Genomic DNA, 15,002 nt, shown 5'->3' with positions numbered 1-15,002 from the left:
CCCATGGGAATCACTCGAGTACTCGTTGCCAACCGCGGCGAGATCGCCCGCCGAGTCTTCGCCACCTGCCGCCGGCTCGGCCTGGGAACCGTCGCGGTCTACACCGAACCCGACGCCGCGGCCCCGCACGTCGCCGAGGCCGACGCCCGGGTGCGCCTGGCGAAGACCAACGACTACTTGAATGCCGAGGCCATCATCGCCGCCGCGCGGGCCGCGGGCGCCGACGCGATACATCCCGGCTACGGATTCCTTTCGGAGAACGCCGACTTCGCGGCCGCCGTCGCGGACGCGGGCCTGACCTGGGTCGGGCCCCCGGTGGACGCGGTGCGAGCGATGGGCTCCAAGATCGAGTCCAAGAAGCTGATGGCGTCGGCCGGGGTGCCGGTGCTCGACGAACTCGACCCCGACTCGGTCACGCAGGCGCAGTTGCCGGTGCTGGTCAAGGCCTCCGCGGGCGGCGGCGGCCGCGGTATGCGGGTGGTGCGCGAGTTATCGGCTCTGGCAGGCGAAGTCGCCGCGGCCCAGCGCGAAGCGCAGTCCGCTTTCGGCGATCCGACCGTATTCTGCGAGCGCTATCTACCGACCGGCCACCATGTGGAGGTTCAGGTCCTCGCCGACAGTCACGGCACGGTGTGGGCGGTCGGAGAACGGGAATGTTCGATTCAGCGGCGCCACCAGAAGATCATCGAAGAGGCTCCGTCGCCGTTGGTGGAACGCATTCCGGGCATGCGGGCCAAGCTTTTCGACGCCGCCCGGCTGGCCGCCAGCGCGATCGGCTACGCGGGGGCCGGGACGGTGGAGTTCCTCGCCGACGACGACGGCGAGTTCTTCTTCCTGGAGATGAACACCAGGCTGCAGGTCGAGCACCCGGTCACCGAGGAGACCACCGGGCTCGACCTCGTCGAACTGCAGCTCGCAGTGGCCGACGGCGACCGCCTCGATGCCGAACCTCCCGCCGCCCAGGGGCATTCGATCGAAGCCCGGTTGTATGCCGAAGATCCCGCGCGCGGCTGGCAACCCCAGGCCGGCCTGGTGCACACTTTCGACGTGCCCGGCGGCCGGGCACAATTCGCCTCGCTGGGACAGCGCACCGGAATCCGGCTGGACTCAGGCATCGTCGACGGATCGGTGGTGTCGATCCACTACGACCCGATGCTGGCCAAGGTCATCTCGTACGCACCGACCCGCAGGCAAGCCGCGCTGGTGCTGGCCGACGCGTTGGCCCGGACACGACTGCACGGGCTGCGCACCAACCGCGATCTGTTGGTGACCGTGCTGCGCCACCGGGCATTCCTCGACGGTGCGACCGACACCGCGTTTTTCGACACGCACGGCCTGGCGCAGCTGTCGGCACCGCTGAGCGACGACAGCGTGGTGCGTCTGTCGGCAATCGCCGCGGCACTGGCCGATGCTGCGCACAATCGTGCGTCGGCCGTGGCGTTCGGCTCGATGCCCAGCGGCTGGCGCAACCTCACCTCGGGCTATCAGGTCAAGACATACACCGACGACGAGGACAACGAACACCGAATCGAATACCGGTTCGCCAGAACCGGATTGGTGCTCGCCGGAGACGAGGGCGTGCTTCTGGTCTCGTCGGCACCCGACGAAGTGGTGTTGGCCGACGGCAACGGCGTGGCATGCCGCTTCGCGGTTGCCCGCTACGGCCCCAACCTCGAAGACGTCTACGTCGACTCGGCGCGCGGACCGGTTCATCTGAACTCGGTGCCCCGGTTCCCCGAGCCGGGATCGTCGGTCGCCAAGGGATCGCTGGTGGCGCCCATGCCCGGCAACGTCATCCGGCTCGGCGCACAGGTGGGCGACAGCGTCACGACCGGCCAGCCGCTGATCTGGCTGGAAGCGATGAAGATGGAGCACACCATCGCCGCGCCGAACGACGGCGTACTCAGCTCGCTGGCCGTCACGACCGGCCAGCAAGTAGAAGTCGGTGCCGTCCTGGCAATAGTCGAAGCGCCGGAGAACGGCCAACTAAAAGGAGATTCGTAAATGACCGATACCAGCTTCATCGAAAGCGAGGAGCGCCAGGCGCTGCGCAAGTCGGTGGCCGCCTGGGCGTCCAACTACGGCAGCGAGTACTACCTGAAAAAGGCGCGCGCACAAGAGCACACCGACGAGTTATGGTCCGAGGCAGGCAAACTCGGCTTCCTCGGCGTGAACCTGCCGGAGGAGTACGGTGGCGGTGGCGCCGGAATGTACGAGCTGTCACTGGTCATGGAGGAAATGGCCGCCGCGGGCAGCGCACTGTTGCTGATGGTGGTCTCACCGGCGATCAACGGCACCATCATCAGCAAGTTCGGCACCGAAGAGCAGAAGAAGCGCTGGATTCCGTCGATAGCCGACGGCACGATGACGATGGCGTTCGCGATCACCGAGCCCGACGCCGGGTCGAACTCGCACAAGATCACCACCACCGCGCGCCGCGACGGCAGCGACTGGATTCTCAAGGGCCAGAAGGTCTACATCTCCGGCGTCGATCAGGCGCAGGCCGTGCTGGTGGTGGCACGCTCCGAGGAGGCCAAGACCGGCAAGCTGCGCCCGGCGTTGTTCGTGGTGCCCACCGACGCGCCCGGCTTCAGCTACACGCCGATCGAGATGGAGCTGATCAGCCCCGAGCGCCAGTTCCAGGTCTTCCTGGACGACGTCCGGCTGCCCGCCGATGCGCTCGTCGGGGCCGAAGATGCCGCGATCGCACAGCTTTTCGCGGGCCTGAACCCCGAGCGGATCATGGGTGCGGCGAGCTCGGTGGGCATGGGCCGCTTCGCACTGGAGAAGGCTTCCGAGTACGTCAAGACCCGCCAGGTGTGGGGCACCCCGATTGGCGCGCACCAGGGCCTGTCACACCCGTTGGCGCAGTGCCACATTGAGGTTCAGCTCGCCAAATTGATGATGCAGAAGGCCGCCACGCTCTACGACGCCGGTGACGACTTCGGCGCGGCCGAGGCCGCCAACATGGCGAAATACGCTGCGGCCGAGGCGGCTACCCGTTCGGTGGATCAGGCCGTGCAGTCGATGGGCGGCAACGGTCTGACCAAGGAGTACGGCGTCGCCGCGATGCTCGCCTCGGCCCGGCTGGGGCGGATCGCGCCGGTCAGCCGCGAGATGGTGCTGAACTTCGTCGCGCAGACCTCCCTGGGCCTGCCCCGAAGCTACTGATGACGGGGTCGTTTCAATGACAACCCTCGTCGAATACGCCGTCGCGGGTCCGTTGGCTCGGCTGACGCTGAACTCACCGCACAACCGCAACGCGCTATCGACCACCCTGGTCAGCCAGCTGCACCACGGTCTGCTCGACGCGGCGGCGGATCCGGCCGTGCGCGTGGTGGTGCTCGGGCACACCGGCGGCACGTTCTGCGCCGGCGCGGACCTCAGCGAAGCCGGCGCCGGCAACCCGTTCGACATGGCCGCGGCGCGGGCCCAGGAGATGACCGCACTGCTGCGGTCCATCGTCTCCTCGCGCCTGCCGGTCATCGCGGCGGTCGACGGTCATGTGCGCGCGGGCGGATTCGGTTTGGTCGGCGCCTGCGACATCGCGGTGGCCGGACCGCGCAGCACCTTCGCGCTGACCGAGGCGCGCATCGGTGTGGCCCCGTCGATCATCTCGCTGACGCTGCTGCCGAAGCTGTCCCCGCGCGCGGCTGCCCGCTATTACCTCACCGGCGAGACGTTCGACGCGGCCGCGGCGGCGCAGATCGGGTTGGTCACGATCGCAGCCGACGATGTCGACGCCGCGGTGGCCGAACTGGTCGCCGATATCGGCCGCGGGTCGCCCCAGGGTCTGGCCGCATCGAAGGCGCTCACGACGGCGGCGGTACTGGAAGGATTCGACCGCGACGCGCAGCGGCTCACCGAGGAATCCGCCCGGCTGTTCGTCTCCGACGAAGCCCGCGAAGGCATGCTCGCATTCCTGCAGAAACGTCCACCCAGTTGGGCCCCGCCGGCCGCCACCGAGGATGCCGATCGCAATTAGGCATGCGTAGGAGGATGGTTGCGATTTAGCCAACCCTCTTGCAGCAAAAGTTGTAAGTCGTACGCTCGTGGATGATGAGCGATTCAGCGCAGCACGATGCGAAGGACGCGCGCGAGGATTTCTCGCGTGCGGCCGATACCGACCGCATACAAATTGCGCAATTACTCGCCTATGCGGCTGAGCAGGGTCGCCTGCAGCTCAAGGACTACGAAGACCGACTGACCAGGGCGTATGCGGCGACGACCTACGAAGAACTCGATGAGCTTCGGGCCGACCTGCCGGGTGCACCGATAAGCCCACGCCGCGGCGGGAAGCAGAATCCGGCGCCCTCCACCCTGCTGCTCGCCCTGTTGAGTGGATTCGAGCGGCGGGGACGCTGGAACGTCCCGAAGAAGCTGACCACGTTCACGCTGTGGGGCAGCGGGGTGGTGGATCTGCGCTACGCCGACTTCACGTCGACCGAAGTCGATATCCACGTGGTCTCGATCATGGGTTCGCAGAACATCCTGTTGCCGCCCGAGGTCAATGTCGAGATCCACGGCCGCGGCGTAATGGGTGGCTTCGACCGCGATATCGTCGGTCAAGGTACACCGGGCGCGCCGAAGGTGAATATCCACGGCTTCTCGCTGTGGGGCGGGGTGGGCATTAAGCGCAAAGCCCGCCGACCCCACGGGTAAACCCGCCGGACCTGTTAAAGGCGTCAAGGCTACTGGCAGCGTTTCGAAAATGCGTGGGATTGCGTATCTTCGCAAAACCACGAAAACGTGCCGCCCGTCGACTAGCGTCCAGAACAGCGACTCAGGGGGTGCACGCGACGCCACAGGGTTGGGCCCCGACATACCGGGAAAGCGCGTCGCAAGAATTCCAGCGCAAAGGTGTATTTAGGCTGCGCGAAAAACGATGTGCCAACGCTATTTCCGCCCCTCCTGAGCCGCCACGGAATGCCGGCATCACGCACAGCGAGGCTGAAAAATGGTCGCACTGGGAAACATCAACGCATAGCAGCCGCCGCATGGTCCGCTGACCATGTGGACCGCCGTACCGACGGCGCATGAGGCGGCCCGCACCGCCCAGCGAAGCCCTCTCGCCCCGAGTTACCAGCAGGCCCAACACCTCTGGGCCGCGTTCCACGGCAGGGCCATGGACAGGCAGCTACCGCGGCTTATGGTCGTGGCGTGGGACATCGCGGGCACGTGCGACATTCCGCTTATGACGACGGCGGTCAACTCCCATGTCCGTCGCCATGACACCTACCACAACTGGTTCGAATTCGAGGACGGCGTGATCGTGCGCCGCCCCATCGAGGACCCCGACGACATCGAATTGGTGCCCGTTCCGTGGGGACACATGACCCCCGACCAGGTGCGCACCCATGTCCTGACGACGACCCGTGAAACGCTCGAATGGGGTTGCTTCAACTTCGGCATCATCCAGCACGCCGACTACTTCACCTTCTACGCCAGCGTCGACCATCTGCACATCGACGGCTTGTCCGCCGGCGTCATCTTCTTCGACATCCACCTGACGTATCAAGAACTGTCGGCGGGCGCGGCGCACCAGCCCGCCACGCCTCCCCAGCTCAGAAGCTACCGCGACTACACGACGCGGCAACGCGAGAAGGTTGCGGATCTGACCCTGGAATCGCCGGAGATCAAGGACTGGATCGCGTTCGCACGCGAGGCCGACGGTAACTGGCCGAGTTTCCCGCTGCCCCTGGGCGACACCTGGACCAGCAGCGCCGGCGACTTGGTGACCGTCGAGTTGCTGGATGCCGCCGGAACGGAGGCGTTCGACGCCGCCTGCATCGCTGTCGGCGCCCGGTTCCTCGGCGGCGTTCTGGCGTGCACCGCGTTGGCCGAATATATATTGACCGGCAACGAGATTCATCGCGGGTTCACCGCCAGGGACACCCGGACACAGGGCATCGACACGATGACGGTGGGATGGTTCGCAAGCATGGTTCCGGTCGTCGTGCCGACCTCCGGCGGCTCGTTCCCCGAGGCGGCCCGGGCCGCCCAAAAATCGTTCGATGCGGCCAAGGATCTCGCTCATGTGCCGGTCGAGCGGGTCTTGGAACTCGCGACACCGGACGAGTTGGGCATCAAACTGCCGTCGCAGCTGCCGATGATGCTGTCCTTCCTCGACTTTCGCAAGATTCCACTGGCCGGTCTGTGGGCGGAGACGAACTTCGGCACCTACGGCGACAGCCTGTCCCATGGCGCAGTGAACGTCTGGATCAACCGGCACGCCGAACGAACCACGGTCACGATCTCGTTCCCCGACAACGAGGTGGCCCGGGAGTCGGTGCACCAATACATCGAAACCCTGAATCGGATTTTCGCCCGTATCGCGGGCAAGGCCCTAGAGCAGTCGAGTATCGTTGCAGCAGAGTCGAATTCGAACGGTCTCTATGCTCTGTCCCCGACGAAAGACGACGACGAGGCGGCTTAGAATATGAGCAATGTGCTGGACTTGGCCGACCAGACGCTCTTTCTCGGCGAGCGGGCGACCGCGACCACCAGTGTGTTGCAATGTATCTGGATGTATGACCACGCCATCGACGTCGATGGTCTGCGACGCTTCCACCACCATCTCGGCCGGGGACGGCTATCCCGCCGAATCGAACGGTCCCCCTTGCCGTTCGGCCGACACCGCTGGGTGTCACCCAGCGACCGTCCCAGCCTCGAGATCGCCACAACGGCCCGGCCGCGTGACGAGATCGACGCGTGGCTCCAGACGCAGGCGAGCTACCGGCCAGACGCCGAACACGGACCCGGCTGGCACCTGGCCATGCTGCCGCTGACCGACGGCGGCGCGGTAGTGAGTTTCGTTGTCACACACTGCCTCACCGATGGCGTGGGGCTCTGCGAGGCGTTGGCCGACGCGGCGTGTGGGCGCGACGACACGATAACCTGGCCGGCCGCGTCGTCGCGGCGACGCTGGCAGGCGCTGCGCGAGGACGCACGCCAAACCGCACGCGACACAGCGGATATGGCCCGCGCCGTCGTCGCCGCCGCGCGGATGGCCCGGCAGGCCAACGACGATGCCCCGGCCAAGTCGGCGAAGAAGCGGCCCGGTGCGCCCAGCGGGCCGGACCAAAGCATTTCGTTGCCCATGGCGATGCTCTTCTTCGACGCCGACGAGTGGGACGCCCGCGCACAGGCGCTCGGCGGAACCAGCAACGCGCTCCTGGCCGGCTTGGCCACCTATCTCGCCCAGCGCGTGGGCCGGGTCGCGGCGGACGGCTCGGTCAATGTCGGGATGCCGCTCAACGAGCGCGCTGCCGGCGATACCCGCGCCAACGCGGTGATCAACGTCGACGTCACGGTCAGACCGGCGACCGCGGCGACGGGTCTGGGGGAGATCCGCGCCGCGATCAAGCAATCGCTGATGCGCAGTCAGGACTTGCCCGACGAGCGGTGGGCATTGCTGCCGCTGATCCCCCTGATACCCAAGCCCGTCTTCCGGCGGCTGATCAGCGTGGTCACCGGCAGCGCCACCACCGTCGTGTCGTCCAATCTCGGCGCGATCGACCCGGCGGCCAACCGGCCCGACGGCACCGACGCCGAATACTTCGCGATGAAGTCGGTGTACCCGGGCGTCACCGCGTCGACGATGTACAACACCAACGGCGCGCTGGCGTTGTTGTCGGGGCGAGTGCACGGACAGGTGTTCGTTTCGTTCCTGGCCTATGAGCTGGGCCGCCACAACTCGAACGAAGATCTCAGAGAGCACATTTCGAGCGCGTTGAGCGAATTCTCGCTGACCGCGACGGCGGGCTGGCGCAGCGCCAGTGCGGCTTCGCGCTAGCGACGGCGCCGAGACCGTAGGTAGTCGCCCACCACCGCGGCACCCAGGCCGTCGAGATCGGGCACCACGACGCGTCCCTCGACCCGTCGCGCGACCTGGTCGATGAACCGCGCCAGGCCGGGGTCACTGCCCAGCCGGAAAATCGTGATCTGCGCACCTAACCGCGCCATATCGTCGAAGCCGCGCACGGTGTGGGCGATGGTCCGCGGGTGTGGCGGATAGTCGAAAAACACCGACGACCCGTCGCCGTCGACATCCTCGAGGTGTGCGGTCGGCTCGCCGTCGGTCACTACCAGCACGACGGGTTGCGCGTTGGGATGGCGCCGCAGATGACGGCCCGCCAGCGCCAACGCGTGATGCAGGTTGGTGCCCTGCTCGTAGACCCCCTCCAGGCCAGTGAGCTCGGCGGCGGTCACGGTCCGGGCGTAGCGGCCAAAAGCGATGATCTGCAAGGCATCCGAGCGGAACCGGGTGCACACCAGGTGGTTGAGCGCGAGCGCCGTCTGCTTCATCGGCAGCCAGCGGTTCTCCATCACCATGGAAAACGAGGTGTCGACCAACAGCGCCACCGCGGCCTGGCTGCGCGTTTCGGTCTCCGACACCTCGACGTCGTCGACAGAGATGTTCAGCCGCGCGTCCGGGCCGTCGAGGGTCGAGGTTCCCGCTTGCCGCAACACCGCATTGGTCAACGTGCGGGAAATGTTCCACGGTTCGGTGTCACCGAACTGCCACGGCCGGGTCGCGCCGGTCAGCTCGCCCGCCGCCCCCGCGCGCCGCAGCTCACGGTCACCCCGTCGACTCGAAAGCTGTTGTGCCACATCACGCAATGCGGTCTCGCCGAGCCTGCGCATCGCCTTGGGTGACAACCGCCACTGGCCGTCGGAACCACGATCCAAAAAGCCCTGATTAACCAGCGCCCGTTCCAGCTCGGACAGTGTCCGCGCGTCGATCGCGGCCTGATCGCCAAGCTGGCGCGCCAGCGCATCCAGATCGACGTCGTCCATCGTGGCACCGGGATAGCTCTGCGAAAGCTGGTCGGCCAGCTGCTCCAGCTCGGCGATGTCGGCCAGGGCCTGGGCGCCTTCACCCATGCCGAACGGGTTGTCGCCGGAGAACTGCTCGGAACCCATCCAGTCCTCGCCGGGCCGGGCGGCCTGCAGGTTCGCATCGAGGCGGTTCAATGCGTTCATCAGCGATGGAGAGCCAAAAGCCTGCTGCGCCAAGGCATCCAGCTCGGCCCGCTGGTCGGGGCTCAGGCTGTTGCGGAAGCGTTGCGCGGCGGCGGCCCGCTGGGCCAGCGAGTCCATCAGCTCGTCGATGTTGCGCGGGTTCTCCGGGAAGAACTCGCCGTGGGAGTCCATGAAGTCGTCGAAGTCTTGCTGGGTGTCCTCGCCGCGATTGTGTTTGTCCAGCAGGTCGTTGAGGTCGTCCAGCATGTCGTTGACGCGCTGGCGATCCTCGTCGGTGGCGCCGGCGAGCGCCTCCTTCATCCCGGCGAAGCGCTGATCCAGCATCTCGCGGCCGAGCAGATCCTTGATCTGGTCGTACTTTTCGCGGGCCTCCTGGCTGCGCCAGTTGTACTCGGACAGTTCCTGGACCGCCTTGGCCGGCGAGGACGGCAGGGCATCGAGCTGCAGTTCGCCGAAGCGCGCGTCGTCGTCGAGCGCGCGGGCCAATTCCTTGCGCTCGGCCAGCACCGCCTCGTCGAGCAGCTTTTTGATGTCCTGCAGCGTCCCGTCTAAGTTGTTGCGGCGCAACAAATCCCGGCGGCGGCGGTTGGCCTCGGCGGCCAGCCGGTCGGCGCCGCGCATGTTCTCGGTGCCACGGCGGAGCAGCTCGGACAGCGCCCGGCGCGGGGAGGTCCCACCCATGACATCCTGCCCGATCTGCTCGAGCGCCTCGCGCAGATCAACCGGCGGCGCCAGCGGGTCGGGCCCGCCCGTGTACGCCGAGTATCGCGAGGAATGCCCTTTAGCCATAAACGGTTTGGCCCTCCCCGGATACTTTGTCGATTCTCTTGGCCAGATACAACGCTTCCAGCGCCAGTTCCAACGCCGCTGCCCGTTCGCCCTCGGATTGCGCATTCAGCCGGTCGGCGATCTGTTCCACGACGGGCAGGCCCGCAACGGCGGCCAGCACGTCCTTGGCGGAGACACGCTCGCCGGTGGTCACCGCGGAGCCGGCTTCCACCGCGGCGACCAACGGTGCGACGTCGATGCCGCCGAGCGCGCGGGACGCGGTGTCGGCGGTCGCGCGGCGCAACAGGTGCTCGAGCACCGCCTGTTCGCGGCCTTCCTCACCGGACTCGAATTCCAGCTTGCCGCGCAGTACGTCGATCACGGTGCCCAGGTCCACAACTCGGGCCACCGGGTCGCTCTCGCCGAGTACCGCGCCGCGGTGGCGGGCCGAGGCGGCGACGGTCTCAGCGGCGGCGATGGCGAACCGCGCCGAGACGCCGGAGCGCTGGTCGACCGAGTTGGACTCGCGCAGGTAGCGGGCGAACCGCGCGATCACCTGGGTCAGGTAATCGGGCACCTGTGCGCTCAGATGTGCTTCCTGAACGATGACGCCGACCTCCGCGTCGAGCTCCAGCGGGTAGTGGGTGCGGATCTCGGCGCCGAAGCGGTCTTTGAGCGGGGTGATGATGCGCCCGCGGTTGGTGTAGTCCTCGGGGTTGGCGCTGGCGACCACCAGCACGTCCAGTGGCAGGCGCAGCGTGTAGCCGCGGACCTGGATGTCGCGTTCCTCCATCACGTTGAGCATCGACACCTGGATGCGCTCGGCGAGGTCGGGCAGTTCGTTGACCGCGACGATGCCGCGGTGGGCGCGCGGGATCAGGCCGTAGGCAATGGTCTCCGGGTCCCCGAGGCTGCGGCCCTCGGCCACCTTGATCGGGTCGATGTCACCGACCAGGTCGGCGACGCTGGTGTCGGGGGTGGCCAGTTTCTCGGTGTAGCGCTCGCTGCGGTGCCGCCACTCCACCGGCAAGTCGTCGCCGAGGGTGGCCGCCCGGCGGATCGACTCCGGCGTGATCGGCGTATAGGGGTGCTCGCCGAGTTCTGCGCCACCGATCACCGGCGTCCATTCGTCGAGCAGCCCGGTCAGCGCACGCAGGAGTCGAGTCTTGCCCTGGCCGCGTTCGCCGAGCAGGACAAAGTCGTGACCCGCGATCAGCGCCCGCTCCAGCTGGGGCAATACGGTGTCCTCGAATCCGAGGATGCCCGGCCAGATGTCGTCACCCTCGGCCAGCGCGGTCAGCAGATTCTCGCGGATTTCCTGCTTGACGCCCCGTTCGCGATGGCCGGTCGCACGCAGCTCGCCGACGGTTCGGGGCAGATTGCTCGGTGATGTCACCACTCCACGCTACGTCGCGATACACAGGTGCGTCATGCGCACCGGCTTTAGTGCGCGCTAGTGAGCGAAGTGGCGTGCACCGGTGAGGTACAAGGTGACACCGGCTTGCGCGGCGGCCGCGGTCACTTCGTCGTCGCGCACCGAGCCGCCGGGGTGCACGATGGCCTTGACGCCGGCGCGCGCCAGCGTTTCCAACCCGTCCGGAAACGGGAAGAACGCGTCGGAGGCCGCGACCGCACCACCGACTCGGTCACCACCTCTTTCCACGGCCAGCCGAGCCGCGTCGACCCTGTTGACCTGACCCATACCGACGCCGATGGTGGCGCCGCCGGAAGCGATCACTATCGCGTTCGACTTCACCGCGCGGCAGGTGCGCCACGCAAACACCAGGTCGCTCAACGTCGCCGGGTCCGCCGGTGATCCGGTCGCCAGCGTCCAGTTGGCCGGGTTGTCGCCGTGCGCGTCAAGCTGATCGCGCTGCTGCATCAGCAGTCCCCCGCTGATCGGTTTCAGCTCGGCGCCACCGGCCAGCGGCTCGGAGGCCACCAGCACCCGGATGTTCTTCTTGCGCGTCAGCACATCGAGGGCATCCGGCGCGTACGCCGGGGCGACGATCACCTCGGTGAAAATAGTGCTGACGTATTCCGCCATCTCAACGCTCACTTCGGTATTCGTGGCGATGACGCCGCCGAAGGCGCTCAGCGGATCGCACTCGTGGGCCTTGCGATGAGCGTCGGCGACCGACACCGACGAGATGGCGATCCCACACGGGTTGGCGTGCTTGATGATTGCCACACAGGTGTCTTCGTGATCGAAGGCCGCCCGCCAGGCCGCGTCCGCATCGGTGAAGTTGTTGTAGGACATCTCTTTTCCGTGCAGCTGCTCGGCCTGCGCCAGCCCCGGCCACGCCGCGGGGTCGAGGTACAGGGCGGCCTGCTGGTGCGGGTTCTCGCCATAGCGCAGCATCGCCGAGCGGCGCCAGCTGTGGCCGAACCACCGCGGGAAGGTGGTCTCCGGATGCTCGGGCGCCAGCGTCGACTCCATCCAGCTCGCCACGGCGATGTCGTACTCGGCGGTGTGCGCGAAGGCCAGCGACGCCAGCTTCTTGCGCTCGCCGAGAGTGAATCCGCCGTTGCGCGTCGCCGCGAGCACCCCGTCGTAGCCGAGCGGGTCCACGACGACCGCCACACTCGGGTGGTTCTTCGCGGCCGCCCGGACCATCGACGGCCCGCCGATGTCGATCTGCTCGACGCATTCGTCCAGCCCCGCGCCGGAGTCGACGGTCTGGCTGAACGGATAGAGGTTGACGACAACCAGCTCGAAGGCGGCGATCCCGAGTTCCTCGAGCGCCGCGGCGTGCTCGGGCTTGCGCAGATCGGCCAGCAGCCCGGCGTGCACGCGCGGGTGCAGGGTCTTGACTCGGCCGTCGAGCACCTCGGGGAAGCCGGTCAGCTCCTCCACGGGTGTAACCGCAACGCCCTTGTCTGCAATGGTTTTCGCGGTCGATCCGGTCGAGACGATCTCGACGCCGGCCTCGCTCAGCCCCTGAGCGAGTTCGATCAGGCCGGTCTTGTCGTAGACGCTGATCAACGCGCGGCGAATCGGCCTTCTTGACTCGTCGGTGCTCATGCTGCGCTCATCCTAAGGTCGCCTTTCGTCCGATCCAGGTCACGCCGCGGGTCGCGATCGCGGCCACCACGTCCACCAGCAGTCGCCGTTCGATGACTTTGATGCGTTCGTGCAAGGTCTCTTCGGTGTCGCCGTCGAGCACCGGAATCGGCTCCTGCGCCAATATCGGCCCGGTGTCCATGCCGGCATCTACCAGGTGCACCGTAGCGCCGGTGACCTTCACACCGTAATCCAGCGCTTCGGGAACGGCATGCGCTCCCGCGAAAGCCGGCAACAGCGCCGGATGCGTGTTCAGTGTGCGGCCGACGAATCGTGAAAGGAATTGCGGTCCAAGGATTTTCATGAAGCCAGCCGAGACGATCAGATCGGGCGAGTGCGCGGCGGTGGCCGCGGTGATCGCAGCGTCCCAGGCCTCGCGATCGGGGTGATCGCCGAGGCGGACGGTGAAGGTCGGCACCGACGCGGCCGCGGCGATCTCGGTCGCCCGGCAGTCGCGATCCACGCCGACCGCGACCACCCGCGCCGGGTAGTCGTCGACGGCGGCGGCCAGCAGGGAATTCAGTAGCGATCCGGTGCCCGACGCCAGCACCACCAGCCGCGCCGGCGCACTCGGGGGCACGCGCAGCGGTTCGACCACATCGCGAGCCTAGTCCGACGACGATGCGCGTCGCCGCGCGACGCGGGAGGAGTCGGGCAATCGGGCAGCGACGACGCCGGCCGGCCGGCGATACGACCGGCCGAACACCGCAACCGGCTAGTCCGGGTGATCGCGCTCGATCGCGCTGCGCTCGGTTTCGTCGGGCTCGGGCACGCCGGCCGCGGGCTCGTCGAACGCGGGCTCGCCGGGCAAGGGCTCGCCGGGCAAGGGCTCGTCCGACGGAGGTTCGTCCAACGAGGGCTCGGCGAACTCCTCCTCGTCTTCGAGCAGCAGATCGTGCTCGACGGGCTCAGAGAATACGTCCGCGAAATCCTTCGGCTCATCGGCCGGGGGCGCGGGCGCGCGTTTTTGTTTGGGCCGCCGCAGCCTGCCCAGCCGGACCGGCCTGATCCCGCCGGCCATCACCACCGTGACCCAGCCGATGACGGCAAACCAGAAGAAGGTGCCGATCCACAGTGCGCCCTGGTCCACCCCGACGTCGCCGAAGTTGCCCAGCCGACCGCTGCTGCCGAACGCCAGCAGCGACATCACCAGCGTTCCGACCACCGCGGCGACCAGCAGCTTGGCCAGCGCAGCAAGCAGCGGCAGCGGACGCCGGGCGCATTGCTGGCCGACCGCGACACCCGACGACGCGCCGACGATCAGCAGCGCCACCCACACCGGCCCCAGCGGCGGCGTCGGCGCCGCGGCCAACACGGGCAGCGCCGGAATGTCGCCGCCGAAAACGGTGAACGAACTGAACGTCGCAAATCCAATATGTGCGCTGGACCCCACCGCCACCGCCGAGGTTCCGACGATGACGTTGGGCGCATAGAGCATCGACAGCACGGTGAGGCTGAACTCGCCGAAGATGGAATCGGTGATCCCGTAGAGATCCTGCATCGTCGCCCAGTGCACAACCAGCGATCCCGCCGTCACGAAGCCGGAGAGTCCGACCAGCGCCAGCACGCCGGCGACCGCGGCACGCATCGAATCGGCCAGCCAGAAGGGCAATGACGCCGCCGCCAGCGCCCGTCGGCCGACCCGGGATCCCACCCCGATCCCGGCGCCGATGGCGTGCACCACCGCGACGCTGGCGAATGCGCGCAGGGCGCTGGGTGTCTGCAACTCGGTGAGCACCGTGGACGCGTCGTGGATAACGGCCAGCGCGATCGCCGCGATCAGCAGGGGACCACCCAACGCCGACGCGACGACCCAACGGACCACGAGCCACGACGAATAACGGCTAGTCGCCCGCGCGGTGGTACGCGCGGTCGCCCACACCATGAACAGGATCGGCAGCAGCGGCAATGCACCGAGCTCGCGGCCGCCGATCGAAATCGGCACCTTGTGCACGCCCAGCCAGATGCTGGCGATGGCTCCCAGCGCGCCGGTCATGTCGCTGTTGGCGATCAACAGCTGCAGCAACGTGACCGCGGCGATGACGACCAGCGCCAACACCGCCGGGCCGAACGCGACCCGGACGAGGTCACGCGCCTGGCGAGCGCCCGCTGCCCGGTTGTCCCCGCTTTCTGGCACCCTTTTCACTCTTGGCGCACGTGCCCTACGAGGCGCGAGAACCCGCGG

General features: G+C 67.5%; 11 protein-coding genes. 6 read left to right on the top strand and 5 right to left on the bottom strand.

Translation table 11 applies throughout. From position 1 onward, the window contains the following. The first annotated feature begins 3 nt into the window (after positions 1 to 3). The 6 genes from ACAG21_RS14810 to ACAG21_RS14785 all read left to right on the top strand — a co-directional run bounded on the left by ACAG21_RS14810 (position 4) and on the right by ACAG21_RS14785 (position 7,795). Positions 4 to 2,004 (top strand): biotin carboxylase N-terminal domain-containing protein, encoded by a 2,001-nt coding sequence (locus tag ACAG21_RS14810; RefSeq protein ID WP_370496855.1) that lies wholly within the window; start codon positions 4 to 6, stop codon positions 2,002 to 2,004. Further along, positions 2,005 to 3,171, top strand: a complete 1,167-nt coding sequence (locus tag ACAG21_RS14805) for an acyl-CoA dehydrogenase family protein (protein ID WP_370496854.1) — start codon at positions 2,005 to 2,007, stop codon at positions 3,169 to 3,171. 16 nt (positions 3,172 to 3,187) lie between these two features. Further along, positions 3,188 to 3,985 carry an enoyl-CoA hydratase family protein gene (locus ACAG21_RS14800; protein WP_370496853.1) on the top strand — a complete coding sequence of 266 codons (798 nt, stop codon included), beginning with the start codon at positions 3,188 to 3,190 and terminating at the stop codon, positions 3,983 to 3,985. 74 nt (positions 3,986 to 4,059) lie between these two features. Next, positions 4,060 to 4,662 (top strand): DUF1707 domain-containing protein, encoded by a 603-nt coding sequence (locus ACAG21_RS14795; protein WP_370496852.1) that lies wholly within the window; start codon positions 4,060 to 4,062, stop codon positions 4,660 to 4,662. A 349-nt stretch (positions 4,663 to 5,011) separates the two neighbouring features. After that, positions 5,012 to 6,436 (top strand): condensation domain-containing protein, encoded by a 1,425-nt coding sequence (locus ACAG21_RS14790; protein ID WP_370496851.1) that lies wholly within the window; start codon positions 5,012 to 5,014, stop codon positions 6,434 to 6,436. A 3-nt stretch (positions 6,437 to 6,439) separates the two neighbouring features. Next, positions 6,440 to 7,795, top strand: coding sequence for a hypothetical protein (locus tag ACAG21_RS14785; RefSeq protein ID WP_370496850.1), 1,356 nt, complete (start codon positions 6,440 to 6,442; stop codon positions 7,793 to 7,795). Here the strand turns inward: ACAG21_RS14785 and ACAG21_RS14780 are convergent. The 5 genes from ACAG21_RS14780 to ACAG21_RS14760 form a co-directional block, all read right to left on the bottom strand. Beyond that, positions 7,792 to 9,774 carry a VWA domain-containing protein gene (locus tag ACAG21_RS14780; RefSeq protein ID WP_370496849.1) on the bottom strand — a complete coding sequence of 661 codons (1,983 nt, stop codon included), beginning with the start codon at positions 9,772 to 9,774 and terminating at the stop codon, positions 7,792 to 7,794. The genes ACAG21_RS14785 and ACAG21_RS14780 overlap by 4 nt on opposite strands. Next, positions 9,767 to 11,152 (bottom strand): sigma 54-interacting transcriptional regulator, encoded by a 1,386-nt coding sequence (locus ACAG21_RS14775; protein WP_370496847.1) that lies wholly within the window; start codon positions 11,150 to 11,152, stop codon positions 9,767 to 9,769. Before ACAG21_RS14775 ends, ACAG21_RS14780 begins: the two co-directional genes overlap by 8 nt. Positions 11,153 to 11,206: 54 nt before the next feature. Next, entirely contained in the window at positions 11,207 to 12,778 is a 1,572-nt protein-coding gene (gene purH, locus ACAG21_RS14770) for a bifunctional phosphoribosylaminoimidazolecarboxamide formyltransferase/IMP cyclohydrolase (RefSeq protein WP_370496846.1), read from the bottom strand. A 7-nt stretch (positions 12,779 to 12,785) separates the two neighbouring features. Continuing rightward, positions 12,786 to 13,415: a phosphoribosylglycinamide formyltransferase gene (purN, locus tag ACAG21_RS14765; RefSeq protein ID WP_370496845.1), complete on the bottom strand. Its 630-nt coding sequence runs from the start codon at positions 13,413 to 13,415 to the stop codon at positions 12,786 to 12,788. A gap of 117 nt (positions 13,416 to 13,532) precedes the next feature. Continuing rightward, positions 13,533 to 14,963: a DUF6350 family protein gene (locus tag ACAG21_RS14760; RefSeq protein ID WP_370496844.1), complete on the bottom strand. Its 1,431-nt coding sequence runs from the start codon at positions 14,961 to 14,963 to the stop codon at positions 13,533 to 13,535. Positions 14,964 to 15,002: the final 39 nt, after the last annotated feature.

Origin of the sequence: Mycobacterium sp. pR1184, assembly GCF_041287235.1 — a bacterium.
Classification (GTDB): domain Bacteria; phylum Actinomycetota; class Actinomycetes; order Mycobacteriales; family Mycobacteriaceae; genus Mycobacterium.
This window is presented reverse-complemented; position numbering and strand designations above follow the sequence as displayed.

Excerpts from the sequence above, each read along its gene's own strand:
- ACAG21_RS14810 (WP_370496855.1), top strand. The coding sequence starts at position 4 with ATGGGAATCACTCGAGTACTCGTTGCCAACCGCGGCGAGATCGCCCGC.
- ACAG21_RS14805 (WP_370496854.1), top strand. The coding sequence starts at position 2,005 with ATGACCGATACCAGCTTCATCGAAAGCGAGGAGCGCCAGGCGCTGCGC.
- ACAG21_RS14800 (WP_370496853.1), top strand. The coding sequence starts at position 3,188 with ATGACAACCCTCGTCGAATACGCCGTCGCGGGTCCGTTGGCTCGGCTG.
- ACAG21_RS14795 (WP_370496852.1), top strand. The coding sequence starts at position 4,060 with ATGAGCGATTCAGCGCAGCACGATGCGAAGGACGCGCGCGAGGATTTC.
- ACAG21_RS14790 (WP_370496851.1), top strand. The coding sequence starts at position 5,012 with ATGTGGACCGCCGTACCGACGGCGCATGAGGCGGCCCGCACCGCCCAG.
- ACAG21_RS14785 (WP_370496850.1), top strand. The coding sequence starts at position 6,440 with ATGAGCAATGTGCTGGACTTGGCCGACCAGACGCTCTTTCTCGGCGAG.
- ACAG21_RS14780 (WP_370496849.1), bottom strand. The coding sequence starts at position 9,774 with ATGGCTAAAGGGCATTCCTCGCGATACTCGGCGTACACGGGCGGGCCC.
- purH (WP_370496846.1), bottom strand. The coding sequence starts at position 12,778 with ATGAGCACCGACGAGTCAAGAAGGCCGATTCGCCGCGCGTTGATCAGC.